This is a genomic window from Streptomyces sp. NPDC057287 (genome assembly GCF_042667905.1).
Lineage (GTDB): Bacteria > Actinomycetota > Actinomycetes > Streptomycetales > Streptomycetaceae > Streptomyces.
Window position 1 is genome coordinate 200,058 of record NZ_JBHUYV010000012.1, and the last position, 25,189, is coordinate 225,246.

The following is a 25,189-nucleotide window of genomic DNA, read 5'->3' on the forward strand; positions in this document are numbered from 1 at the left end:
GCCGGCCCGCTCACCGCCCGAAGCGCGCCAGGCAGTGCCACACCCGCTTGAGGTCCTGCGGATCGTGCCGCCCGTCGCGGGCCGCCTCCCCGATGATCCGCGCGTCGAGGAACCCGTCGACCGCGAGCGCGGCGCCCAGCTCGACGTACTCGGGGCCCCGGTAGCCGGGACGGAGCCTCAACTCCCGGACGGAGAGCCGGAAGCCGGCGTGCCACTCGACGGGACACGGCAGCGCGCGGGCCGCCGTCTCCACATCCGTACCCCGGAAGCACGGGTCGAGGACCAGGGCCTCCACATCGCGGTCGAGCCGGACGGGGCCGTGCACCTGCGCCTCGACGTAGTCGTCCAGGGCATCCTGCCCGTCCGCCTCGGCGAGTGCGACGAGCCGGCCCCCGGACGCGGCCACACCGAAGTCGGACGGCTCCAGGAAGCTGTCGGGGTAGCAGAACGTGGCGTGGGGCAGGGCCCCGGATCCCAGCCTGAGGTGCGCGGACCCGAATCTGGGCGCCGCGCCGTAAGGGGAGCGGCGGAAGTCCAGCGCGCCGTACACCGGACGTTCGTGCGCGCTCGCGCCGTCGTAGGCGCCGCCGAAGATCCGGCTCTCCCAGCGCCACCGGTCACCGCCCGGGTGGGCGGTGAGACCGCCGTTGCTGGTGCCGGTGACGAACTGGGAGACGTACACGCCGTCCTCGGCCAGCCGCTCCAGGACCGTACGCCCCCCGCTGACACGGTCCGGGTGGAAGTTCATCGTCACGCGCAGGGACGGGTCCAGCGGCGGCCCCGCGGACAGCGAGGTCACGTGCGCCAGGGCGCGCGTCCGGGCCCGCGGGATGTCGGCGCTCATCGGTCCAGTCTGCCGGAGCGCCGACCGCGGGGCACGCGAATTCAGCGGCGCCGGGCCGCTCTCTCGCGCGCCTCGCGCCTCGCCACGGTGTACTTCGACCAGTCGCCCCGGTGCCGGTCGCACCGTGACGCACCCTTCATCGCGAGCCGTTGGCAGCGTGTGCCCTTCTGCGTGAGTGCTCCGCATGCCGACTGCGTACGAGCCATGTCCGACCGCCCCCTGAGCTCCGCCGTCCTGCCGGCCTTGTGCCGGCAGAGCCCAGGTTCGCCCGTGGGCGCGGCGCGGGGGAAGGCGCAACCGGGCCCCGCGGACGCGCTCCGGAGCGCACGGGTGGTCAGGCCGTCGCCCCGCCCCGCCCGTCGGCATCGGCACCACGCCCCCGCGCACCACGCCCCCGCGCCCGCCGGTCCGTCGGCGTCCCGGTGGGGCGGGGCGCGTGGTGCTCGACGGGCGGGCGGGCGCGGGGCGCGGGAATGCGGTGTTCCGGAGGTCAGCGTCCGGACTGCAGGGCCTCCCAGGTCTCGGGGCCGACGCTCCCGTCGGCCCCCAGGGCCCGGATGCTCCTGTAGTCACGGACCGCCTTGTCCGTGAGCGTCCCGAAGGCCCCGTCGGCGGTCACCGTCCGGCCCAGTGCCGCGGTCAGCGCCCGCTGGAGCCGCTTCACCGCCTCGCCCGAGGAGCCCTGGGTGAGGGCAGGTGCGGTTCCGGCGGAGAGCAGCGCGGTCCAGGTCCTGCGGCCGACCGTGCCGTCCGCCGTGAGGCCGCGCGCCGTCTGGAAGGCCTGCACGGCCCCCTTGGTGGCCGTGCCGAAGACGCTGTCCTCGGCACCCGCCTCGTAGCCCTGCTGGTTGAGCAGTGTCTGGACCGCCTTCACCTGCGTGCCCGTCGAGCCCGGCTTCTGGGTCGTGTACGCCGCGAAGCTCAGCCCGTCCGCCCCGCTGCTGCCCGAGCCGCCGACCAGCTGCATGTAGTACGACCAGTTCCAGTGGACGCCCGGGTCGGTGTGGTCGTTCCCGGGGGCCTCGCTGTGCCCGATGATGTGCGACCGGTCCTTGGCGATGCCGTACCGGTCGCAGAGGTACTTCGTCAGTGCCGCCGAGGACCGGTACATCGGATCGGTGAACCACGACGGGTTGTCGATGAAGCCCTCGTGCTCGATGCCGAGCGACGAGGCGTTGGCGCTCTTGGCGTGGTAGGCGGTGTCCTTGTCGCGGACCATCTGGGTGATCTGGCCGTCCGAGGAGCGGACCACGTAATGGGAGCTGACCTTGGAGACGGCGTCCTGGAACCAGCTGATGGTCCCGGCGTACGAACCCTGCGTGACGTGGATGACCACCTTGTCCACCGTCGCGGTGCGTCCCGTGGCGAAGTTGGCGGAGTCGGCGGCCACCCAGAGGGCCGGCGGGTAGTCCGGGCTCTGGGCGGTGACGTCGGCCTTCGCGAGGGGGCCCTTCTCGGGAGAGACCGGGCGGGAGGTGACCGAGACCCGTTCACCCCCGGCGACGGTGGCCCGCAGGCCCTGCGCGAGGAAGGTGTAGACGGTGTCGGCGTAGAGGGCGGCGACGGCGCCCTCGGCCTCGCTGTAGCGGGCCACGGCCGGGTACCAGGCATCGATGTCGGCCCGCTCGGCCCCGTCCAGGCCCAGCGCGTCGGCGTGGTTCCGCAGTACGGCCGCACCGCCCAGGATGTTGGCCGCGGTGTCCGTGCGCAGATCGGCCGCGGACTTGCCCGTCAGCGCGGCCGCCTTCTCCAGGGAGTGGTTGACGGGGTTGCTGACGAGGTGCATCACGCCGTAGCCGTTGTCCTGGCTGGGGAGCCCGGCGTGACCGTCCAGGTGCGTCTCGCCGTAGCCGACTGCGGCGAGCAGGTCGCGCGGTACGCCGTACGTCTCGGCGGCCTTCAGGAAGGCGCGGTTCATGGGGTCGGCCGGGGCGGCGCCGGCGGGCTGGCCCGCGGTGACCAGGGCGGTGGCGGTGAGTGAGGCCAGAACGGCTGCGCGGCCTCGGATGTGGCCGGCGGGGCGTCGGGGCATGCCTGCTCCAGGTTCTGTGGGGGAGAGGAAGGCCGCCGGAACCCGGTGGGGTGGGCCGAGGGCCGTCGAGCCCGCACAGGCTATGCATGTGATTAACACATGACGGCGAACTCCGGGGCGTGGCCGAACTCCCGTCACTCCGATGGAGTTGAGTCGCCTCCGGCCGGGCCGCCCGCCCCGACCGGAGGCGGCGGCCCGTCGGTGGTGCTACCAGCGGTCCCGGTGGATGACGTCGGCGACCGGGCGGCGCCGGACCGGTCCGAAGTTGCCCTGCGGCCACCCCACCGGAATGGCGGCGAAGGTGTGCGTGTCCGAGGGGATCCCGAGGGCCTTCTTCCACTCCTGCTCCAGCATCAGGTGCCAGATGGTGACGTTGGCCGCGAGCCCCAGGGCCCGCGCCGCCAGCAGGATGTTCTGGACGCCCGGATAGACGCAGGAACCCTCGGCGAGTGCCTGGAAGCGCGTCTGCGTGTTCGTCATGTGCTCGAGACCCGCCGGGCCGAGCGACTCGGCGTAGACGCCCAGCCCCTCCTCGTCGAACCGGGGCTCCGGGAACTTGTAACAGGGGATGATCAGCGCCGGGGTCTCCGCGAAGTGGTCGCGCTGGTGCTCGATCGCCGCGACCATCCGACCGTACGCGGCGTCGGGCATGCCCGCGGGTGCGTGCTTGCCGGTCGTCGCGAGGTAGGCGTCCACGCACCGCTTCCACAGCGGGGCCAGGTCGGCCATGACGGCGCGGTCGGTGACGACCACGTACTCGTAGCACTGCATGTTGCCGCCGCTGGGCCCCCAGACGGCGGCCTGTATGAGCTTTTCGAGCGTCTCGTCCGGTACGGCGTCCGGCTTGAGGCGGCGCATGGCGCGCATGGTCGACATGGTCGGGAAGAGAGCGGGCCCGTCGGGGGCGGGCGCGTCGGAGTACACCGTTTCGAAGGTCATGATCGCGGAGTTTACGGCTCAAGACCCGGCGCGGGGAGTCCCGTTGGAGGCCTCGTTCCCGCCCGGCGCGGTACAGGTGGGTGCCGCCGCCGTGCCGTGCCGGTGCGCCGGACGGCACCGTTCTCCGCCGAGCGGTTCGCACCGGTCCCCGTGATCCACTTCCACCCACCCGGCGGCTTGTGCAACTCGGCTTGTGACGCACCGAAGTTGTCCTGTCCGCCGCCCCGGCCGGCTCCGTCGTGCCGCTCCGCCGGCGCGGTGTCCCGCCCCCGCGTCAGGTCCCGCGTCCGCACGTCCGTGCCCATAGTTCCCCCCGGCGCGGCGTGGCGGATTCGCACACCTGGCCGTCCCCCCTCCTCACGGGGGAACGGGGTCCGGGGAACCGGCCTCGAAGGCGTATAAAGGGTCCCTCCCGAGCAGCCGGCGTCCCCCGATGGCCACCTCAACCCCCACGCGGCCGGCGTCACCGCGTACCGAGAGCGCAGGAGCGTCCCCATGAGCACCTCGGAAGAGATCAGCGCCTTGCTCGTCACCAGGTTCGGAACCGATCCGGGATCCATCCGTCCCGAGGTGCCGCTCCGTCAGCTGCGGCTGGACTCGCTCGCCCTGGAGGAGCTCCGGCTCCTCATCGAGGACCGGCTCGACATCGATCTGGAGGACGTCGTCCTGTCGTCGCGCGACACCGTCGGCCACCTGGTCGCGGCCGTGCGCAGCAAGGCCGGCGCGTGACCGGCCGGGAGCCGTCCGCGCGCCGGGTCTCGCGGCCGGGCGTCGAACCGTTCAGCGCGGCGGTCACCGGCATCGGCCTGGTCACCGCCGCCGGTGTGGGGACGGGCGCCGCCTGGCACGGGGTGTGCGACACCGCGGCCGTCCCCTCGGTCCCGCACCTGCCGGAACTGGAGGGGCTGCCCTGCGACTTCATGTACACCGTCGACGGCCTGGACACGAAGGCGCTCCTGGGTGTCGCGGCGCAGCGGCTGATGGACCGCTTCTCGCAGCTCGCCGTGATCGCGGCCCGCGAGGCGGTCGCGGACGCCGGGCTCGACCCCTCGGTCTGGGACAGCGGCCGGGTCGCCGTGGTGATCGGCTCCGCCCACGGCGGGCTGCCGTTCTACGACGAGCAGCACACCATCCTGACCGAGCGCGGCGCGCGCCGTGTCTCCCCGAAGCTCGCACCGCTGAGCGTCGTCAACGGCGCCGCCAGCAGCGTCGCCATGGACCTGGGGGTGCACGGCCCGAGCCAGGCCGTGTCCACGGCATGCTCGTCGGGGACCGTGGCCATCGGCACGGCCCACCAGATGCTCCGCACCGGGGCCTGCGACATCGTCGTCGCGGGCGGCGCCGAATCGGTCCGCTCCCGGCTGCTGATCGCCAGCGCCTGCCAGATGCGGGCCGTCTCCACCCGCCGTGACGACCCGACGGCGGCCTGCCGCCCCTTCGACACGCACCGGGACGGCTTCGTCGTGGGTGAGGGCGCGGGCCTCCTCGTCATGGAACGCCCCGAGCACGCCCGCGCCCGCGGCGCCACCGTCCGCGCCCACGTCGCCGGTTACGGGGCCTCCAGCGATGCCCACTCCGCCGTCGCCCCCGACCCCGACGGCCTCGGCATCGAGCGGGCGCTGCGCACCGCTCTGGCCGACGCGGGCGTCGGCGCCACCGACATCGGCCACGTCAACGCCCACGGGACCTCGACCGTCGCCAACGACCTCATCGAGTCGGCCATGCTCCGCCGCGTCCTGGGCGAACACCCCCTCGTCACCTCGACGAAGGCCATGACCGGGCACACCCTGGGTGCCGCGGGCGGCATCGAGACGGCCCTGACCGTCCTCGCGCTCCAGCACCAGCTCGTCCCGCCGACCGCCAACCTCGACGCCCCCGACCCCGCGATCCCCGTCGAGGTGGTGAGCAAGGAGGCCCGGCACGCCGCGTTCGACTGCGCCGTCAAGACATCGCTCGGGTTCGGCGGCCACAATGCCGCGCTCGTGCTCACCAGAGCCTGACGGGAAGCGAGGAGCACCGTGCCCGAAGAGATCATCCGTTCCCTGACCGTGGACGGACTGCGCTACGGCTACCGCGTCCTGCCCCGCGACCCGGCCGCCGGCGGCGCACCCGCGACCGAGCCGGTCCTCGTCATCGGCGGCGCGCTGCAGGGCATGTTCGGCTGGCCGCAGATGGACGACCACCTGGGCCCCGTGGCCGACGTGGTGACCGCCGACCTGCCCGGCATGGGCACGGCGGACCCCCTGCCGCCCGGCCCCAGCGCGCCGGTCCTGCGCGCGGCGGTCACCGGCATCCTCGACGACCTGGGCGCCCCCAGGGTCAATCTGTTCGGCTTCTCCTACGGGGCCGCCATCGCGTTCGGCTGGGCGCAGCACCACCCGGGGCGCGCCGCGAGGCTCGTCCTCGGAGGCGTCCCCACCCACATCGGTGCGGACCGGCGCACCTACTGGCGGCGGGCGACGCAGGCGCTGGCCGAGGGGGACACCGAGGGCTTCGCGACACTGGCCGCAGACGGGCTCATGTGCCTGGACCCGGCCCGGCCGGTGCACCGCAGGGAGCTCGCCCGGCGCTACGTCCGGCGCTCCTTCCTGCACGCGCTCGCCCACTCGGAGCACGCCGCCGACTCGCTGCGCCGGGCACTGGGGGACATGCCCGACTTCTCCGGAGGGCTGTCGGGCGTGCCCGCCCTGGTCTTCGCCGGTGAGCACGACACCGTGACCTCGCCCGAACTGCAGCGGGAGTTCGCCGGGACCATCGAGGGAAGCCGCTTCCTCACGCTTCCCGAGTCCGACCACTGGGTCGTGCTGGAGCGCTCCGACGAGGTCGCGGCGCTCGTGACCCGCTTCTTCACCGACCAGCCGGTCGACCCGGTCGCGGCCCTGCTGCCGCAGCAGGCGAGGGCCGGGGAGGTCACTCCAGCGGAATCCACACCCGCATCGCCCCCGGCCCCCGGTTCGCCCGCACCGCGTACGGCACCGCGGTGAGCTGTGCGGCCGTCACCACCGTGATCCCACCCGGCGGTCCGGGGCGGTGGCGGACAGGCGTACCGGTCCGGCGGGCACAAGGGTCTCGGCGAGCGGTGCGGCCTCGGCGTTCATGCGGGGCACGGTAGCGATACGGCCCGTCGAACAGAGGGTGGTCCGGGTGGCGGCCCCGGCAGGGGCCGCCACCCGGGAAGGGTCAGTGCCGGTGGCCCTGCCCCTTCACGTCGATCCGCACGATCTGCGGGTCGTGGTCGCTCGCCTGGTCGGCGAACTCCGCGTTGATGTGCACCACGTCGTAGTCGAAGCGGCGGACGGCGGGGCTGGTCAGGATGTGGTCCAGCGTCTGGGAGTTGCCGTCGTACACATAGCTGTACTGCTCGCCGGCGGGCAGCGTCGTGATCAGCGGCTTGAGCACCTTGCCACTGGTCAGGGCCTTCATCGTGGGGGAGAAGGCGAAGTCGTTCAGGTCGCCGAGCGTGACGACCCGGGCCGACCTGTCCGCCTTCAGCAGCGAGGTGACGAAGGTGTTGACCTCTGTCGCCTGCCGCACCCGCTGCGTCTCCGAGCTGCGCACCGGCTCCTGGTAGCGGCCGTGCAGCGGCTGGTCGCCGCCCTTGGACGCGAAGTGGTTGGCGACGACGAAGACCGGCTCGCCACGGAAGCGGAACTCGCCCACCAGCGGCTTGCGGCTGCTGTCCCAGGCCGTGCTCGTGGGGTTGATCCGGCCCGGCGAGACGGAGAGGGCGGCGCCCTTCTTCGTCTTCACCGCCTTCACGGCGGTGGTCGCGTCGCCGCCCGGGCGGTCGACGAAGTCGACACGGCCGGGGTTGAAGAGGAAGACGTTACGGATGTTGCCGCCGGGCTCGCCGCCGTCCTTGCCGTCCTCGGGGGCCACGTAGCGCCAGGAGTAGCGGGGGCCGCCCGCTGCGACGATCGCGTCGGTGAAGCGCTTCAGCGTCGCCTCGGAGCCGACGGTGCCGTCGTTGACCGCACCGTTGTCGTCCTGGATCTCCTCCAGCGACACGATGTCCGGGGACGAGAGGCTGACCGCCACCCCCTGGGCGAGCGTGTCGAACTTGGTCTGCTCGTCCGCCGCGTCGAGGTTCTCCACGTTGTAGGTGGCGACGGCGAGCTCCTTGCGCTTCTGCTTCCGCGTCACCTCGCGCTTCAGGCCGTTGTCCTTCAGCGAACCCAGCTGGGTGGCCTGGACGTTGTAGCCGCCGAACGACGCGTAGTCGACGACGCCCGTGGTGGTGCCGGACAGCACGTCGCCCACGTCCGCGACCGGCACGGGGTGCGCCGCGTCCAGGGACATCACCTTGAGGCGGCCGGTGTTCTGGTCCTCGTAGGAGGCGTACAGCGTGCCGCCGCGCCGGGTGGGGTTCTCCCGGGGCTTGACCGTCACCCAGACCTCGTCGTACGCGGTGGTCGCACCCGTCACCCGGGTGTCGGCCATGGTGACGCGCGTGCCCTCCAGCGACTCGTACAGATCCAGGGCGTACGCCGCCGGGTCGAGGGCCAGGGCCTCGACCGAACCGCCCCCGGCGGAGGGCACATACGCGTCCGGCACCGAGGAGGCGTCGAGGACGACCGCCTCGGGCAGGGCGTTGCCCGAGGAGAGGACCGTGGTCAGCGGGGCGGTGATCTGGGTGAGCGACTGGGTTCCGGTGGCCGGGTAGTACTCGGCGACCTTGCCGCTGACCAGCACCGAGTCGCCGACGGCGACGGCGGGGGCGGAGGAGCCGGTGTAGACGAACAGGCCCTCGCTCGTGCGGGCGTCGCCGTCCGGCGCCGTGTCCTGGATCCAGAATCCGCGCGAGCCCGAGGTCCGCACGCCGGTGACGACGCCCGGGACCCCGGTGACCGGCTGCCCGGCGAGCGGGGAGAGACGGGTCGTGCCCTGGATGTCGTGCACCCGCACCGTGCCGGGCTCCGTCGGCCCGCCGGGCTCGCCGGGGCCGCTTCCGCCGGAGGTCTCACCGGCGGAGTTGACGGGTGTCGGGAGGCCCGCGGTCAGGTCGGCGGCGTTGTCGTCGGTGTCCGTCAGGGCTGCGGCCCGTGCCACGGAGGCGGTGGCGGAGGCGCCCGCGGCGGGACCGCTGCCCTCCCGTACGACGGCGGAGCCGTATCCGACGAGATCCACGATCCGGGTGTCGGCGGCGCAGTCCGCGGCGGTCCTGCAGGTCAGCGGGGTGGTGCCGGAGACGAGTGCGACGGTGCCGCTCGCCGCGGACATCGCGACCGTGCCGGTGGCGTCGGCGGCCGGCAGGGCCACCGTGCCGCCGGTGCCCGCGGCCTGGGCGACGAGGTACCGGCCACCCGGCGCGACGGCGCCGGACAGCTCCGAGACCTGCCACAGTGATCCGGCGGAGGGGGTGCCCGGCAGGTACTGGACGCTGAAGCCGGACAGGCCGAAGGAGCTCTGGCCTGCGTTGGCCAGCTCGATGTAGTCGCGGGTCAGCGTCGCACCGGAGTTGCCGCCGCCGCCGTACACCTCGGAGATGACGGCCGACGACGACGGTGCCGCGAAGGCGGCGGGCAGGGCGGTCACCGACAGGGTCACGGCGACGGCGGCGGCCAGCAGTGCGGAGCCGGGTCTGGCTATGTACACGGGAACTGCCCCCAAATGTGTGGTGAGGGCCAAAAGCTATGCGCGTAGAACGGTCGTGGCAAGAGACCGGAGGTTAATTCCGGGCGTCATTACCTCACTCCCGAACGGGAGTTCGCCGCCGCAGGGCGGGGTCCGCGGTCCGGCGCGTGCACCCGCGCCGTCCCGGCGGCTCCGCCGTGCGGCCGCGCGGGGCGGTGACCTGCGGCGTCCCGCGGGATCGGTCCGGGTGCCCGGAGGACGGCCGGTGGCACCGAGTCCACCATGCGGTCAGACGTTTGACCGGCTTACGGCGTTCCGGATACGTTGCGTGACATGCAGCGATCCGCACACCTGACGACGCGAGGTCATGTCGACCTGAAGCGCGTGTGCTCCGCGGCGTGTCACCGGGACTGAACACCCGGAGTCCGCGCGCCCCCTCCCCGGAGGTCTCCTCCTCCCCGGCCCCGCGCAGGACGCCCCGTCATGGCCCAGCGGGACCCAGGCCGGCACGACGCCGCCGGGATCCGTCAGGAGGCCCCCGCACAGGGGTACTCACCTCCACGCACGCTGCCATCGAGGACCTGGAAGACACCTGTGACGAGTCTGCCTGCGCCCATCCGCCGCTCCCGGCCCCCGCGCCGATCCGAGATCCCCTCCGCCGGACAGGCACGCCGTGTCTCCGGTACGGGGTCCGTGCTGGGCGCGATCCTCGATCACGGCCCGGTGGCCCGCTCCACCGTCGCGAGGCTCACCGGCCTCTCGCCCGCCTCGGTGACCGGGCACGTGGGGCAGCTCCTGTCCCGCGGGCTGGTCCGGGAGAGCCCGGAGACGGCCGGACCGCGCGGGCTCGGACGCCCTCACGTGCCCGTCGAGATCGACACCGCCCGCTTCCTGGTGGCCGGCGCCCACATCGCGGTGGCGCACTCGACGGTGGCCCTGATGGATCTGCGCGGACGGGTCGTCGCCGAGGACCGAAGGCCTCACACCAGTACGCACCCGCGCAGGATCCTCGACGACCTGGCCGCCCGGCTGCCCCTGCTGACAGCCGCCCACGCGGACGGCCGGCAGGTGCTGGCGCTGGGTGTCGCCACCGGACACCGGGTGGACCCGGCCGCAGGGGTCGTCGTCGAGCACCCGCACCTCGGCTGGCGAGCCGTTCCCGTCCGCGAGATCCTGGCCGCCGCCACCGGGCTGCCCGTCCATGTGGACAGCCACTCCCGGGCGCTGGCCCGTGCGGAGCAGATGTTCGGCGAGGTGTCGACCCGGGCCAGCACGGTCCTGCTCTTCATCGGCGCGGTCGTCGACGGAGCCTTCGCGACCTCCGGTGAACTGCACAGGGGGCCGCGCTCCGGCGCGGGCAGCGTGGCCCATCTCCCCCTGGGATCAGGCGGATCGGGCGATGCGGAGCCCTGTACGTGCGGACGCACCGGATGCCTGCAGTCCGAGGTGTCCGAGCGGGCCATGATCCGCCGAGCCGCTGAACAGAGCCTGTACGTCGCGACGTTCCAGGAGCTGCTGGACCACGCCATGGCGGGTGAGCCCAGGGCCGTGGCGCTGTTCCGGCGCCGTGCCCGGCTGGTGGGCAGGGCCGCGGCGCTGCTTCTGGACATGTTCGATCCGGAGTGCCTGGTGGTGGTCGAGCCGGGAGCCGGCCGGCTCCCGGAGTGCCTCGCCGACCTCCGGGAGGAGGTGGGGATGCGCTCCTGGGTCTGCGACGACCCGGAGCGGGCCGTGGTGCCCAGCAGCTTCACCGGATCGGTGCTGGCCACCGCCGGCGGCGCCGTCGCGCTGGGCGCCCTGTACACCGACCCGCTGGGGCCGTGGCCCGCGCTGCCCGCGGTCTCCTGACCTCCGCCGATTCCCGCATTAATTCAGATCGTTGCATTGTTGACCGGCCGCAGCCAGAACGGGAAGATGGATTCATGACCAGCCGACAGCGGAATTCAGGAAACGTGCCCACGCCGGCACACTCCTGCCGCGCGGCCGCGCCGACGAGCGAATTCGCCCGGCGTTCCTGTTGTCGCCCCTGTCCGGGTAACCGATAACCCGTCAGCTTGATGAGCGGGCGGTCCGCATGCGTGCGTGATTCCCCATCCGCCCTCATTCCTGTGCACCCTCGCGCGCCCCTGCGGGCCGTCGCGCGATTCCGCACGCCCGATTTCCGCCTTTCGACCGGGGAGAGACATTGACCGTCACCGTGTCCTCGTACGCCGCCGTCCCATCGTCCGAAACCGCCGCCGCAGCCGTCCCCGGTATCGCACCCGAGCGCTTCAAGCAGGCCTTCCGCAGGTATCCGGCGGGTGTCGTCGTCGTCACCGCCGACGCCGGTCACGGACCGGTGGGATTCACCGCCACCTCGCTCAGCTCCCTGTCCCTCGCCCCGCCGCTGGTCTCCTTCGGCATCGGGACGTCCACCTCGTCCTGGCCGCACATCGAGCGGGCCACGACGGCCGTCGTGAACTTCCTCGGCGCCGAACAGACGCAGCTGGCGACCACGTTCGCCACCAGCGGCATCGACCGGTTCGCCACGCCGACCCGGTGGAGCCGGCTGCCCGGCGGCGAGCCCGTGCTCGACGGGGTGACCGGCTGGCTGAGGCTCACCGTCCAGAGCATCGTCCCGGCCGGTGACCACCGCATCGTCGTCGCCAGGGTCGAGGAGTCCTGGCTGGACGAGGGGCGCGACCCGCTGCTCTTCCACGACGGCTCCTACCACTCCATCCGCCCCGCGCCCGACCAGTGATCAGGAATTCACCATGACACGCCATGACAACAGGCGGGCCCTGGCCCGGAGGTCCTTCCTCGCCCTCGCGGGAGGCGCCGTGCTCAGCCTCGCCGCATGCTCTCCCCAGACCGAATCCGTGGCCACCGCGGAACCCGGGGGCGCGCTTCCCTCCGGGAATCCCGCATCCGGGACCAAGCTGAAGATCGCCGCCCGTTCGGCGCAGCTCCAGCTGAAGCCGGCCGGGCTGGCGAAGGAACTCCCTTTCACCGTTTCCGAGTGGCCGAACCTGTCCGCGGGCCCCGATGTCATTCAGGGTTTCCGTGCGAAATCCATCGACCTGGCGACCAACGCCGGAATTCCTCCGATCCAGGCACACGCCATCGGCGTCCAGGCGAAAATAGTCGCGGTCCAGACACGGCGGCACCCGCTCTACACCTTCGCGACGGCGCCCGGTTCGTCGATCAGGAAAGCCGAGGACTTCCGGGGGAAGAAGATCGGGTTCTCCCAGGGGCAGGCACAGGGCGTCGTCGTCCTGCGCGCGCTCAAGGAAGCGGGACTGAAGAACTCCGACGTCGAGCTGGTCGCCCTGCCCAGCACGCAGTTCCTCACCGCGCTGCAGTCCGCCCAGGTCGACGTGGCACCGCTGGGGGAGCCGACCCTCACCAAGTACCTCGACCAGTACGGCAAGGACGGCGCGCGCGGCGTCAGCACGAAGGTCGTCGACCTGCTGACCGTGCTCTGGGCCCCCAACGAGGTCCTCAACGACCCCGAGAAGGCCAAGGCGGTCCGCAGCTTCATCCCGCTGTGGGCGCGCGGCCAGGTGTGGGCCTGGGAGAACCAGGACGAGTGGATCGACACGTACTACGTGAAGGATCAGGGCGTGTCGAAGGAGGACGGCAGGCGCATCGTCGACTCCCAGCAGAAGCCGCAGTTCCCCGTCAGCTGGGACGAGGCCCTCGACTGGGAGCAGGAGACCGCCGACCTGCTGGCCGAGGGCGGGTTCGTGCCCGAGCAGAAGGTCGCCGAACTGTTCGACCGCCGATTCGAAGGGCTGGCGGCGAAGGCCGTGGCCGCCGAGTACCGGGAGGGGTCATGACCGACCTGTTGGCCAAGGCGCGGACGGACCGTACGGAGGCAGCGGCGCAGCCCGCGGGGCCGCGCGCCGCCGGGGGGACGGCGCACGTCTCCAAGGGCACACGCCGGCGGCTCGGACCCGGCCGGGCACTGCCTTTCGGGCGGCTGATCGGCCCGGCGATCCTCGTGACCGTGTGGTGGGCGGCCTCCGCGTCCGGCTACCTCGACCCGCGGATCCTCTCCTCGCCCGGCACGGTGTTCTCCACCGCGGTCGACCTGGTCGCCACCGGCCGTCTCCAGGACAACGTCCTGATCTCGCTCCAGCGCGCCGGGCTCGGCCTGTTCTTCGGGGTGTCGGCCGGGGTGGTCCTGGCCGTCGCGGCGGGGCTGAGCCGCAGCGGTGAGTACCTGCTGGACGGTCCCCTCCAGATCAAGCGGGCCATCCCCTCCCTGGCGATGCTCCCGCTGCTGATCCTCTGGCTCGGCATCGGCGAGCAGATGAAGGTCACCGTGATCGCGCTCGGTGTCGCGGTGAACATGTACATCAACACGTACGCGTCGCTGACCGGCATCGACAGCAGGTACGTCGAACTCGCCGAAGGGCTCGACCTGAGCCGTGCGACGTTCGTCCGCAAGGTCGTCGTACCCGGCTCGCTGCCCGGCTTCTTCGTCGGCCTGCGGCTCGGAGTCACCTCTTCCTGGCTCGGCCTCATCGTGGTCGAGCAGATCAACGCCACCAGCGGCATCGGCTACATGATGTTCCAGGCCCAGCAGTACGCCCAGTCCGACGTGATCATCGTGGGGCTGGTGGCCTACGGGATCTTCGGCTTCGCCTCGGACGCGGCGGTACGCGCAGTCGAGAGGAAGGTCCTGTCATGGCGACGCACACTGGCGGGCTGACGGAAGCCCGGCCCGCGATCCGCACCTCCGGGCTGGTGCGGCGGTTCGGTGACCGGAAGGTCCTCAAGGAGCTCGACCTGACGGTGGCGCAGGGGGAGTTCACCGCGCTCCTGGGCCGCAGCGGCTCCGGCAAGTCCACGCTGCTGCGTGCGGTCGCCCGCCTCGACCACACCGTCGAGGGATCCGGCGAACTCTCCGTACCGGACCGGGTCTCGCTCTCGTTCCAGGACTCCCGGCTGCTGCCCTGGCTGAGGGTGCTCGACAACGTGACCCTCGGGCTGCGCGGCCCCGGCGCCCGTGAGCGGGGTCTGACCGCGCTCGCCGAGGTCGGTCTGGAGGGCCGCGACCGCTCATGGCCCCATGAGCTCTCCGGCGGCGAGCAGCAGCGCGCCGCCCTGGCACGCGCCCTCGTACGCGACCCCGAACTCCTGCTGGCGGACGAACCGTTCGGCGCCCTGGACGCGCTGACCCGTATCAAGATGCACGATCTGCTCAGGGAGCTGTACGAGCGCCACAGGCCCGCCGTGCTGCTGGTCACCCATGACGTCGACGAGGCCGTGGAGCTCGCCGACCGGGTGCTCGTCCTGGACGACGGCCTCATCTCCGTCGACCTCAGGATCGACCTGCCGTCCCCGCGCTCCCGACGCGAACCCCGTTTCCAGGAGTACCGCGACACCCTGCTCGCCGCCCTCGGCGTGGCACAGCCGCAGCTCACGCACTGATCTTCCGAGATCCTCCGAGGAGAAGACACCCATGCCGCGCAAGCAGCTCCATCTCAACGCCTTCCTGATGTCCACCGGTCACCACGAGGCGTCCTGGCGGCTCCCCGGGAGCCACGCCGAGGCCAACTCCGACCTTGAGCACTACAAGAACCTGGCCCGCATCGCCGAACGCGGCCTCCTGGACTCCCTGTTCCTCGCCGACGGCCCCGTCCTCATGGGCGACCCCGGGCGGCGTCCCGCCGCCAAGCTGGAACCCACCGTGCTGCTCACCGCGCTCGCCGGGGTCACCGAGCGCATCGGCCTGATCGCCACCGCCTCCACCAGCTACAACGAGCCGTACAACCTGGCCCGCCGCTTCGCCTCGCTGGACCACATATCCGGCGGACGGGCCGGCTGGAACATCGTCACCACCGCCGGCGCCGACGCGGCCCGAAACTTCGGCCTCGACGACACGCCCCTGCACCGCGACCGCTACAGGCGCGCCGCCGAGTTCGTCGAGGTGTCCACGAAACTCTGGGACAGCTGGGCGGACGACGCGGTCGTCGCCGACAAGGAGGCCGGGGTCCACGCGCTGGCCGACCGGGTCCGCAGCATCGGCCACACCGGCGAGTTCTTCCGGGTCGACGGCCCGCTCAACGTGCAACGCACGCCCCAGGGCTACCCGTTGCTCGTGCAGGCCGGATCCAGCGAGAGCGGCAAGGACTTCGCCGCCCGCTACGCGGAGGCGGTGTTCACCGCGCAGCAGACGCTGGAGGAGGGGGTCGCCTTCTACAAGGACGTCAAGCGGCGCGCCGAGGCGCTGGGCCGCAACCCCGACGGCATCAAGATCCTGCCCGGCATCGTCCCGGTCATCGGTGACACCGAGGCCGAGGCGCTGGAGCTGGACGCCGAGCTCGACCGGCTCATCGTCCCGGAGTACGCCAAGCGCCAGCTGGCCCGGACACTGAAGCTCGACCCGTCCGAGCTCCACCTCGACAGGGAGCTCCCCGCGAACCTCCCCGACGAGGACGAGATCGAGGGGGCCAAGAGCCGTTACACCCTGGTCGTGGAGCTGGCCCGGCGCGAGCGGCTGACGGTGCGTCAGCTCATCGGGCGGCTCGGGGGCGGGCGCGGCCACCGCACCTTCGCCGGGACCGCCGAGCAGGTCGCCGACACCATCGAGCACTGGTACGACAGCGGCGCGGCCGACGGCTTCAACATCATGCCCGCCGTGCTCCCCTCCGGTCTCGAGGTCTTCGTGGACCGTGTCGTCCCGATCCTCCAGGAGCGGGGCCTGTTCCGCACCGGGTACACCGGGACCACCCTGCGCGAGCACTACGGACTGCCCAGGCCCGCCAACCGGCTGTTCGACACCGTCGACACCGCCGAGGGCCACACCGGCATCGGTCTGGCCACGGCGGGGGCCCGGTGACCGACTGTCCCGACCCCGACCGACGGGTGCGGACGGCGCGGTCCGGCGAGCTGCCGCCCCCGCCGCCCGGATGGGCCAGGCGGATGCTGGCGTACTGCCTGCGCCACCGCACCGACCTGCTCCTCGCGTTCGGAGCGGCCCTGGTGGCCGCCGTCGCGACCGCCACCCTGCCCCTCGTCCTCCGTCATGTCGTCGACGGAGTGGCGGGGAGCGGCGCGGGACCCCTCCTGCCGTGGATCGCCCTCCTCGCCGGCCTCGGAGCAGCCCGCTTCGGGGCGAGCTTCACCCGCCGCTACCGCTCCGGCCGGCTCTCCCTCGGTGTGCAGTACGACCTCCGCACGGACGCCTTCGCAGCGCTGCTGAGGCTCGGCGGTGCCCAGCAGGACGATCTGCGCACCGGACAGGTGGTCAGCCGGTCGATCTCCGACATCACACTGATCCAGACCCTGCTGCAGTTCCTGCCCAACCTCACCGGCAACGTCCTGATGTTCCTCGTCTCCCTGGTCTTCATGGCGGTGCTCTCACCGCTGCTGACCGTGGTCGCCGTGGTCGTCGGCCCGCTGCTGTACCTCATCGCGCTGCGCAGCCGCCGCGACCTGTTCCCCGCCAACTGGCACGCCCAGCAGGAGGCCGCCGAGGTCGCCTCCGCCGTCGAGGCGACCGTCACCGGGGTCCGGGTGGTCAAGGGCTTCGGCCAGGAGGCCCGGGAGCTCGCCGGGCTGGAGGACCGGGCCCGCGGACTGTTCGCCTCCCGGCTGCGCGTGGTCCGCTTCACGAGCCGCTACAACCCGGCGCTCCAGGCCGTGCCCGCCCTCGGCCAGGTCGCCGTCCTCGCCCTCGGCGGCTGGATGGCCCTGCACGGCCGGATCTCGCTGGGCACCTTCCTCGCGTTCACCACGTATCTGGGCTCCTTCGTCACCCCCGTACGCCAGGTGGCGACCCTCCTCACCGTCTGGCAGCAGGCGCGTGCCGGCGCCGAGCGCGTCCTCGAAGTCGTCGACGAGGCACCGGTGATCACCGACGCACCCCACGCCCTCGACCTGCCCGACGAGCCGCCGTCCCTCTCCTGGCAGGACGTCACCTTCGCCTACGGGGACTCCGAACCGCTGCTGGACGGCTTCAGCCTCGACGTGGGCCCCGGCGAGACCGTGGCCCTCATCGGCCCGGCCGGATGCGGGAAGTCCACCGCGGCCTCCCTGCTGCCCCGCTTCTACGACGTCCCGTCAGGCTCCGTGCGGTTGGGCGGTGTCGACGTACGCGCGCTCAGGGCGGCCTCGCTGCGCTCCCGCATCGGGTTCGTCTTCGAGGAGAGCCTGCTGCTCTCCGACACCGTGCGCGCCAACATCGCGTACGGCCTGCCGGACGCCACGGACGAGCAGATCCGCCGGGCGGCCCGCACCGCCCGCGCCGACGAGTTCATCGAGCGGCTGCCGCTCGGCTACGACACCGTGGTGGGCGAGCAGGGGCTGACGCTCTCCGGAGGCCAGCGTCAGCGTCTCGCCCTGGCCCGTGCCCTCGTGGGGGATCCGGCCGTCCTGGTCCTGGACGACGCCACCTCGGCCATCGACGCGCGGGTCGAGGCCGAGATCCACGCCGGCCTGCACGAGGGAACCCGCCGCCGGACGACCCTGCTCGTCGCGCACCGCAGATCGACGCTGGAGCTCGCCGACCGCATCGCCGTACTCGACGGCGGACGCATCGCGGACACCGGGACCCTGGACGAACTCCGCTCGCGCTCCGCGCTCTTCCGCACCCTGCTCTCGACCGCCGACACGGCGCAGGAAGAAGCCGAGCCGCAAGCCGCGCCCCCGGCCGACGGGGTCACCGCGCACCTGTGGCAGCGCGCCGAGGGCGCGGACGCCGAGGCCGAGGAGGGCACCGCCGTACGCGCCGCCCACGCCCTCGCCGAAGCCGCCGCCACATCGGGGCCGGGGCGGGGCGGGCCCGGCGGCGGAGTGCTCGGCTCCGCTCCGCCGAGCGCCGAACTGATGGCGGGCCTCGCCCGGATGCCGCTTCCCGCCGCCGACCCGGAGGTCCCCACCGCACAGGCGGTGGCCGCCGACCCCGACTTCCACCTCGGCACCCTGCTGCGGCCGTTGCGGGTCCCCCTGCTGCTGGGCCTGTTCCTGGTCGCGCTGGACGCCGCGGCCCAGATCGCCGTGCCCGTCCTCGTGCGGCACGGAGTGGACCACGGTGTCGCCCTCCACGCCGGCGGCGTGCTCCTCGCGGCCGCCGTGACGGCCGCCGTCGTCGTCACCGTGAACTGGCTGATCGGCGTCGCCCAGGTCCGCACGACGGGACGGACCGGCGAACGCCTCCTCTACACCCTGCGGGTGAAGACCTTCGCGCAGCTCCAGCGTCTCGGGCTCGACTACTACGAGCGGGAGCCCGCCGGCCGGATCATGACCAGGATGACCACCGATGTGGACGCCCTGTCGAACTTCCTCCAGACGGGCCTGATCACCGCGGTGGTGAGCCTGCTGACCATCCTCGGCGTCCTGATCACGCTCCTCACCATCGACGCGGGGCTGGCCCTCGTCCTGCTCGTCGCCCTACCGGTGCTGCTCGGCGCGACCGCCGTGTTCCGCCACCACTCCGTGCCCGCCTACCGCGAGGCACGCGAGCGCGTCAGCGCCGTCAACGCCTGCCTTCAGGAGAATGTCAACGCCATCCGCGTCACCCAGGCCTTCCGCCGCGAGGAGCGCAACGCCCGCGACTTCGCCCGGCTCGCCTGGTCCTTCCGCACCTCACGCCTGCGCGCCCAGCGCTACATGGGCACCTTCTTCCCCTTCGTCGAGTTCCTCGGCACCCTGTCCACGGCCGCCGTGCTCGTCATCGGCGCGGGCCGGGTCGGCACGGGCGAGCTGAGCGCGGGCACCCTCATCGCGTTCCTCCTCTACGTCGAGCTGTTCTTCTCGCCGATCCAGCAGCTCTCCCAGGTCTTCGACGGCTACCAGCAGGCGGTCATCGGCCTCGGCCGGCTCCGCACGCTGATGCGGACCCCGGCCGGCACCCCGCCCGCCGCACACCCCCGGGCCGTCCGCGGACTGCGCGGGGAGGTCGAGTTCGACCGGGTGTCCTTCGGCTACGCGGGCGGCGGCGGCCAGGAGGTCCTGCACGGGCTCTCGCTGCGCATCGCCCCCGGCGAGACCGTCGCGCTGGTCGGCGCCACCGGAGCGGGCAAGTCCACCGTCGTCAAGCTCCTCGCGCGCTTCTACGATCCGACCGCGGGGACCGTCAGGGTCGACGGCCAGGACCTGCGCGACCTCGACCTGGCCGCCTTCCGGCGGCGACTCGGTCTCGTCCCGCAGGAGGCACACCTCTTCAGCGGCACCGTCCGGGACGCCATCGCCTACGGGCGACCGGACGCCGCCGACGCCGAGGTCGAGGCGGCGGCACGCGCCGTCGGCGCGCACGAGATGATCGCCGGTCTGCGGCTCGGCTACCTCCAGCCGGTGGGGGAGCGCGGCAGGGGGCTGTCCGCCGGGCAGCGTCAGCTCCTCGCCCTCGCCCGGGCCGAGCTCGTCGACCCCGACGTCCTGCTGCTCGACGAGGCGACGTCCTCCCTCGACCTCGCCACCGAACGCCGGGTCGCCGCGGCCACGGAGCTGCTGTCCCGGCGCCGTACGACCGTGGTCGTCGCCCACCGGCTGACGACCGCCGCCCGCGCCGACCGGATCGTCGTCCTGGACGCCGGAACCGTCGTCGAGAGCGGCACCCACACCGCGCTGCTGGCCGCGCGCGGGACCTACCACCGCCTGTGGGAAGCGTTCCGGCAGACCGGGAACCCCTCACCGGCGGACGGACCCACCGGCCACCCCACCACCGACGAACTCGTCAAGGAGAACGCACGATGACTGAGTACCGCACCCTCGGGCGCACCGGCGTGAAGGTCAGCCCGCTGGCCCTCGGCACCATGATGTTCGGCCCCCGCGGCAACCCCGACCACGACGACAGCGTCCGGATCATCCACCACGCGCTGGACTCGGGCATCAACTTCGTCGACACCGCCGACGTCTACTCCGCGGGCGAGTCGGAGACCATCGTCGGCAAGGCCCTCGCAGGAGGCCGGCGCGACGACGTGGTGCTGGCCACCAAATTCCACGGCAGTCTCGGTGACGGCCCCAACGAACGGGGCAACAGCCGCCGCTGGATCATCCAGGAGGTCGAGAACAGCCTCCGCAGGCTGGGCACCGACTGGATCGACCTCTACCAGGTGCACCGCCCCGAGCCGGACACCGACTTCGACGAGACCCTCGGCGCGCTCTCCGACCTCGTCCACCAGGGCAAGATCCGCTACATCGGCACCTCGACCTTCGAGCCGTCCGCGATCGTCGAGGGACAGTGGCTCGCCGAGCGCAGGGGACGGGAACGCGTGGTCGCCGAACAGCCCCCGTACTCCCTGCTCGCGCGGGGCATCGAGCGGGAGGTCCTGCCGGTCGTCCAGCGCTACGGTCTGGGGGTGCTGTCCTGGAGCCCGCTGGCCGGCGGCTGGCTCTCCGGCCGCTACCGCACCGGCGCCGAACAGCCCACGTCGAGCCGCACCGCGGGCCAGGCCGCCCGTTTCGACATCTCCGCACCGGAGAACGCGGCCAAGCTGGCCGCCGCGGAGGCCCTGGCGCACCTCGCCGACGAGGCGGGACTCACCCTCGTGCAGCTCGCCCTGGCCTTCGTGCTCGAACACCCGGCCGTCACGTCGGCGATCATCGGTCCGCGCACGTTCGAACAGCTGGACAGCCAGCTGGGCGCGGACAAGGTGAAGCTGAGCCAGGACGTCCTCGACCGGATCGACGAGATCGTCCCGCCCGGCACCAACCTGTCGGCACGCGACTCCGGTTACGTCCCGCCGTCGCTCACCGAATCAGCGCTGCGGCGGCGACCCTAGCTCTCCGGCTGCCGCGCCGGATACACGGACAGGGAGAACGAGTGCCCGGCCGGATCCGTGTAGACGCGGACGTCACGCGGGCCGCTGTTGCTGTCGCCCGTGTCCACGGGCCGGGCGCCGAGGCCTATCGCCTCGCGCTCGGCCTCGTCCATGTCTCCCGGGTCCACCAGTATGCGCAGATGCGCCTGCTGGGAGTCCTCCGGGCGCGGCCAGCTCGGCGGCGCGTAGCCGTGGTCGCGCCGGACGGCGAGGTGCACACCGGTGTTGCCGACGATCTCGACGAAGTCGGGATCGCTCCCGATCCGCGTCTCCGCGTCGAGGAGAGCCGCGTAGAAGTGCGCGAGCTCCATGGGTTCGGCACAGTCCAGGACCAGAACGCTCGTTTTCCCGACAGTCATGCTCCATCGCTACCCCCGATGGGGCGTCACACGCCGGGATCCGCAGGGCAACGTCTCCGTGGGAAGGCTGATGGCGGACGGGCCCGCCACGGCTTCCCGGGGGCCGGCACCCGGGCCGGGCGGCCCGCAGGCGCGCGACATCCGGGCGCCCGGCGCGCCCGGGACGACGATCGGCCGACCTCGGCCTAGGGTGCGGATCATGGCAGCAAGCGCGGGGGACCGGGACACAGGCTCTTCCGATCCGGGTCCCTCCGACCCCCGTCGCTGGCGTGCCCTCGCCGTGTGCCTGGTGGCGGGCTTCATGACGCTCCTGGACGTCTCCATCGTCAATGTGGCGCTGCCGTCGATCAAGGAGGGGCTCGACACCCCGGAGTCCGACCTCCAGTGGGTGCTGTCCGGCTACGCACTCGCCTTCGGTCTGGTCCTCGTCCCGGGCGGACGCCTCGGCGACGCCCGGGGGCGCCGCGCGGTGTTCATGTGGGGTCTGGCCCTCTTCACGCTGGCCTCCGCGGCCTGCGGGGCCGCCCAGTCCAGTCTCTGGCTCGTCGTCGCCCGGCTCCTCCAGGGGGCGGCCGGCGGGCTGCTCTCACCCCAGATCTCCGCGCTCATCCAGCAGATGTTCTCCGGACGGGAGCGGGGCCGCGCCTTCGGCATGTTCGGCACCGTGGTCGGCATCTCCACCGCCGTCGGCCCGCTCCTGGGCGGGCTCCTGATCCAGGGGGCCGGGGCTCAGGAGGGATGGCGCTGGGTGTTCTACGTCAACCTGCCGATCGGGATCGTCTGCCTCCTGCTGGCCAGACGGCTCCTCCCCGACACCCCCTCGGCGGGCCGGGTGCGCCCACGCGACCTCGACCCCGTCGGCGTCCTGCTGCTCGGGGCGGGGGTCCTCGCCCTGCTGCTGCCCTTCGTCCAGGCCCAGCAGTGGCCCGGCGACGGCAAGTGGCTGCTCGTCCCGGTCGCCGCGGTCCTGCTGGCGGTGTTCGTCGCCTGGGAGGCCCGCTGCGCGCGACGGAACATCCAGCCGGTGCTGAACCTCTCGCTCTTCCGCCTCCGGTCGTTCTGGCTCGGCTGCCTGATGATCCTGCTGTACTTCGCCGGATTCACCTCGATCTTCTTCATCAGCACCCTCTACCTCCAGTCCGGGCTGCACTACAGCGCCCTGGAGGCCGGCCTCGCGATCACCCCGTTCGCCCTGGGCGCGGGCGCGTCGGCGAGCATCGGCGGCCGGCTGGTCGGCCGCTTCGGCCGGCCCCTCATCGTCGTAGGACTGACGATGGTGGCCGTCGGGCTCGGGCTCACCGCCCTGGCCGCGCACCTGGTGCCGGGGAGGGGCGCCGGGCTCGCGATGGCGGCCCCGCTGCTGCTGGCCGGGCTGGGCAGCGGACTCGTCATCGCGCCCAACCAGACCCTCACCCTCTCCGAGGTGCCGGTGAACAACGCGGGCAGCGCCGGCGGCACCCTGCAGACCAGCCAGCGCGTGGGCTCGTCCATCGGCATCGCCGCGGTGGGCTCGGTCTTCTTCGCGCAGCTCGGCCCCGGCGACTGGGCCGCGGCCTACGACCACGGGCTCCTCGTCTCGGTCGCGTTCGTCCTCGCGGGCCTGATCGTGGCGCTCGCCGACGTCGTGGCGGGCAGACGGGGAAGGAGACGTTCCGAGACGTCCGACGCCACGGGGGCCGATGCCACCGATGCCCGAAGGGAACACCATGAGTGACACCGAGGACCGGGAGCAGGACGGGAACACCTCCTACGGCCACAAGCCCTTCAAGCGCTCCCGCAGCCACTTCGCCGACCGCATCACGGCAGACGGCCGTGACGGCTGGCCCGTCGAGGCCGGCCGCTACCGGCTGGTCGTCAGCCGGGCCTGCCCCTGGGCGAGCCGCGCCCTCGTCTCGCGGCGCCTGCTGGGCCTGGAGAGCGCCCTCTCCCTGGCCGTCACCGACCCCGTCCAGGACGACCGCAGCTGGCGCTTCACCCTCGACGAGGGCGGCAAGGACCCGGTACTGGGCATCGGGTACCTGAGCGAGGCGTACGACGCACGTGAGCGCGGCTACCCGGGAGGGGTCAGCGTGCCCGCGGTCGTCGACGTACCGACCCGGGCCCTGGTCACCAACGACTACCAGCGGATCACACTCGACCTGGCCACGGAATGGACCGCGCTGCACCGCCCCGGCGCCCCCGACCTCTACCCGGAGCCGCTGCGCGACGAGATCGACACGGTGATGGAGGGCGTCTACCGGGACGTCAACAACGGCGTCTACCGGGCGGGCTTCGCCGCCGGACAGGGCGAGTACGAGGCGGCGTACGTGGATGTCTTCCGCCGCCTGGACCTCGTCTCCGAACGCCTCGCAGGGCAGCGCTACCTGGTCGGGGACACGATCACCGAGGCGGACATCCGGCTGTTCACCACCCTGGTGCGCTTCGACGCCGTCTACCACGGGCACTTCAAGTGCAACCGCTCCAAGATCGCCGAGGACCCCGTCCTGTGGGCGTACGTCCGCGACCTCTACCAGACCCCGGGTTTCGGCGACACCGTCGACTTCGACCACATCAAGCGGCACTACTACCAGGTGCACACGGGCATCAACCCGACCGGCATCGTGCCGCTCGGCCCCGACCTGTCCGGCTGGCTGACCCCGCACCACCGGGAACAGCTGGGCGGCCGCCCGTTCGGTGACGGCACCCCGCCCGGCCCGGTGCCGCCGGGCGAGCAGGTCCCGGCGCGCGGGCGCCCCTGACCGGGTTCACTCCACGCGCGGCGCCGGCGCGGCGTTCGCGGTCGCCAGGGGGGAGCGGGCGAGGACGACGCAGCCGACGGCGATCAGGGCGAGCCCGGCCAGCTGGGGCAGCAGCCACCACCCCGTCCGCAGCTCCTCACCGAACAGCGTCACCCCGTAGGTGATGCTGATCAGCGCGTCCCCCAGTGTCAGCATCGGCTGGACCGCCACCAGCGAGCCCGCCTGGAGCGCGTTCTGAAGGAGGAACAGCGCGCCCACGCCGGCCGCCGCCGTGGCGTACAGCTGCCACGCCGTCAGCAGGCCGACGGCGCCGTCGCTGTCCAGCCGCGACATGGCGTCCTTCATCAGGGCCGCGGTCAGCGCGTACCCGCAGGCGGCGGCCAGTCCCAGCAGCGCGGCCCGGGCGTTGCCGGAGGTGCCGAGCGCCGCGGCGATCAGCGCGGCCTCGAAGAGCCCGGTCCCCACCAGTGCCGGGATCCAGGCCGCCCCCTGGACGTCGTCGCTGCCGCCGACCGGCGCCGCCGCCGCCATGCCGAGCGCCAGGCCGGCCGTCACGGCGGCCACCCCGGCCCAGACCGGGCGGGGCACCCCCACCCGCATGACGAACCCGGCGACGACCAGGGTCGCGGGCAGCTCGATCACGAAGATCGGCTGCACCACGGCGATCGGCCCCGTGGCCAGCGCCACCGCCTGGCACACGGCAGCGACGATCACGAGCCCGATCCCGCCGAGCCACACCTTCTGCCGCAGCAGATGCCCGATCAGCGACAGGCGCATCGCCTCGCTGTCGGGCACCTCCAGGGCGGCGCGACGCTGCAGAACCGAGGCGGTGCCGTTGCTGAGAGCGGTCAGGACGGCGAACAGGACACTGATCACCGCCCCATCATGCGGGCGGACGCCCCGCTGTCCGTGGTGGAGCGGACCGTGGGGGTGTCGCCCGTTCCGGGCCG

19 protein-coding genes and 1 pseudogene are annotated in these 25,189 nt (G+C 72.7%); 13 read left to right on the forward strand and 7 right to left on the reverse strand.

Annotated features, from left to right (window positions below):
- Nucleotides 1–10: 10 nt before the first annotated feature.
- The 3 genes from ACFUNE_RS23810 to ACFUNE_RS23820 form a co-directional block, all read right to left on the reverse strand.
- Nucleotides 11–844: a DUF3626 domain-containing protein gene (locus tag ACFUNE_RS23810; RefSeq protein ID WP_383571503.1), complete on the reverse strand. Its 834-nt coding sequence runs from the start codon at nucleotides 842–844 to the stop codon at nucleotides 11–13.
- Nucleotides 845–1,334: 490 nt separating this feature from the next.
- On the reverse strand, nucleotides 1,335–2,876 hold the full coding sequence (locus tag ACFUNE_RS23815) for an N-acetylmuramoyl-L-alanine amidase (RefSeq protein ID WP_383571506.1): 1,542 nt from the start codon (nucleotides 2,874–2,876) through the stop codon (nucleotides 1,335–1,337).
- Nucleotides 2,877–3,083: 207 nt separating this feature from the next.
- On the reverse strand, nucleotides 3,084–3,815 hold the full coding sequence (locus ACFUNE_RS23820) for a nitroreductase family protein (RefSeq protein WP_383571509.1): 732 nt from the start codon (nucleotides 3,813–3,815) through the stop codon (nucleotides 3,084–3,086).
- A 495-nt stretch (nucleotides 3,816–4,310) separates the two neighbouring features.
- On the opposite strand from ACFUNE_RS23820, the gene ACFUNE_RS23825 reads away from it, so the two are divergent.
- The 3 genes and pseudogenes from ACFUNE_RS23825 to ACFUNE_RS23835 all read left to right on the forward strand — a co-directional run.
- Nucleotides 4,311–4,544, forward strand: coding sequence for an acyl carrier protein (locus ACFUNE_RS23825; RefSeq protein WP_376369824.1), 234 nt, complete (start codon nucleotides 4,311–4,313; stop codon nucleotides 4,542–4,544).
- On the forward strand, nucleotides 4,541–5,815 hold the full coding sequence (locus ACFUNE_RS23830) for a beta-ketoacyl-[acyl-carrier-protein] synthase family protein (RefSeq protein WP_383571512.1): 1,275 nt from the start codon (nucleotides 4,541–4,543) through the stop codon (nucleotides 5,813–5,815). Before ACFUNE_RS23825 ends, ACFUNE_RS23830 begins: the two co-directional genes overlap by 4 nt.
- Before the next feature lie 18 nt (nucleotides 5,816–5,833).
- A pseudogene (locus ACFUNE_RS23835) lies at nucleotides 5,834–6,718 on the forward strand (alpha/beta fold hydrolase); the annotation flags it as partial.
- 7 nt (nucleotides 6,719–6,725) lie between these two features.
- Here ACFUNE_RS23835 and ACFUNE_RS23840 read toward each other — a convergent pair.
- Nucleotides 6,726–6,818: a hypothetical protein gene (locus ACFUNE_RS23840; protein ID WP_383571515.1), complete on the reverse strand. Its 93-nt coding sequence runs from the start codon at nucleotides 6,816–6,818 to the stop codon at nucleotides 6,726–6,728.
- 177 nt (nucleotides 6,819–6,995) lie between these two features.
- Entirely contained in the window at nucleotides 6,996–9,410 is a 2,415-nt protein-coding gene (locus ACFUNE_RS23845) for an endonuclease/exonuclease/phosphatase family protein (protein WP_383571517.1), read from the reverse strand.
- A gap of 573 nt (nucleotides 9,411–9,983) precedes the next feature.
- On the opposite strand from ACFUNE_RS23845, the gene ACFUNE_RS23850 reads away from it, so the two are divergent.
- The 8 genes from ACFUNE_RS23850 to ACFUNE_RS23885 all read left to right on the forward strand — a co-directional run bounded on the left by ACFUNE_RS23850 (nucleotide 9,984) and on the right by ACFUNE_RS23885 (nucleotide 21,103).
- On the forward strand, nucleotides 9,984–11,237 hold the full coding sequence (locus ACFUNE_RS23850; RefSeq protein ID WP_383571520.1) for an ROK family protein: 1,254 nt from the start codon (nucleotides 9,984–9,986) through the stop codon (nucleotides 11,235–11,237).
- A 337-nt stretch (nucleotides 11,238–11,574) separates the two neighbouring features.
- Complete coding sequence (locus ACFUNE_RS23855; protein WP_383571523.1) at nucleotides 11,575–12,129, forward strand: flavin reductase family protein; 555 nt, start codon at nucleotides 11,575–11,577, stop codon at nucleotides 12,127–12,129.
- A gap of 13 nt (nucleotides 12,130–12,142) precedes the next feature.
- Complete coding sequence (locus tag ACFUNE_RS23860) at nucleotides 12,143–13,207, forward strand: ABC transporter substrate-binding protein (protein ID WP_383571526.1); 1,065 nt, start codon at nucleotides 12,143–12,145, stop codon at nucleotides 13,205–13,207.
- Complete coding sequence (locus ACFUNE_RS23865; RefSeq protein WP_383571529.1) at nucleotides 13,204–14,085, forward strand: ABC transporter permease; 882 nt, start codon at nucleotides 13,204–13,206, stop codon at nucleotides 14,083–14,085. Before ACFUNE_RS23860 ends, ACFUNE_RS23865 begins: the two co-directional genes overlap by 4 nt.
- Nucleotides 14,061–14,807 (forward strand): ABC transporter ATP-binding protein, encoded by a 747-nt coding sequence (locus ACFUNE_RS23870; protein WP_383571532.1) that lies wholly within the window; start codon nucleotides 14,061–14,063, stop codon nucleotides 14,805–14,807. The genes ACFUNE_RS23865 and ACFUNE_RS23870 overlap by 25 nt, the downstream gene beginning before the upstream one ends.
- Nucleotides 14,808–14,838: 31 nt before the next feature.
- Complete coding sequence (locus ACFUNE_RS23875; RefSeq protein ID WP_383571535.1) at nucleotides 14,839–16,218, forward strand: LLM class flavin-dependent oxidoreductase; 1,380 nt, start codon at nucleotides 14,839–14,841, stop codon at nucleotides 16,216–16,218.
- Nucleotides 16,215–20,075, forward strand: coding sequence for an ABC transporter ATP-binding protein (locus tag ACFUNE_RS23880; protein ID WP_383571540.1), 3,861 nt, complete (start codon nucleotides 16,215–16,217; stop codon nucleotides 20,073–20,075). Before ACFUNE_RS23875 ends, ACFUNE_RS23880 begins: the two co-directional genes overlap by 4 nt.
- Complete coding sequence (locus ACFUNE_RS23885) at nucleotides 20,072–21,103, forward strand: aldo/keto reductase (protein ID WP_383571543.1); 1,032 nt, start codon at nucleotides 20,072–20,074, stop codon at nucleotides 21,101–21,103. The genes ACFUNE_RS23880 and ACFUNE_RS23885 overlap by 4 nt, the downstream gene beginning before the upstream one ends.
- On the opposite strand, the gene ACFUNE_RS23890 is transcribed toward ACFUNE_RS23885, so the two are convergent.
- On the reverse strand, nucleotides 21,100–21,501 hold the full coding sequence (locus ACFUNE_RS23890; RefSeq protein WP_383571546.1) for a VOC family protein: 402 nt from the start codon (nucleotides 21,499–21,501) through the stop codon (nucleotides 21,100–21,102). The two genes, ACFUNE_RS23885 and ACFUNE_RS23890, sit on opposite strands and share 4 nt — an antisense overlap.
- Nucleotides 21,502–21,700: 199 nt before the next feature.
- Here ACFUNE_RS23890 and ACFUNE_RS23895 point away from each other — a divergent pair, with 199 nt between their 5' ends.
- Nucleotides 21,701–23,215, forward strand: a complete 1,515-nt coding sequence (locus ACFUNE_RS23895) for an MFS transporter (protein WP_383571549.1) — start codon at nucleotides 21,701–21,703, stop codon at nucleotides 23,213–23,215.
- On the forward strand, nucleotides 23,208–24,239 hold the full coding sequence (locus tag ACFUNE_RS23900) for a glutathione S-transferase family protein (protein WP_383571552.1): 1,032 nt from the start codon (nucleotides 23,208–23,210) through the stop codon (nucleotides 24,237–24,239). The genes ACFUNE_RS23895 and ACFUNE_RS23900 overlap by 8 nt, the downstream gene beginning before the upstream one ends.
- A gap of 6 nt (nucleotides 24,240–24,245) precedes the next feature.
- On the opposite strand, the gene ACFUNE_RS23905 is transcribed toward ACFUNE_RS23900, so the two are convergent.
- Nucleotides 24,246–25,115 (reverse strand): DMT family transporter, encoded by an 870-nt coding sequence (locus tag ACFUNE_RS23905; protein ID WP_383571555.1) that lies wholly within the window; start codon nucleotides 25,113–25,115, stop codon nucleotides 24,246–24,248.
- Between the last annotated feature and the right edge of the window lie 74 nt (nucleotides 25,116–25,189).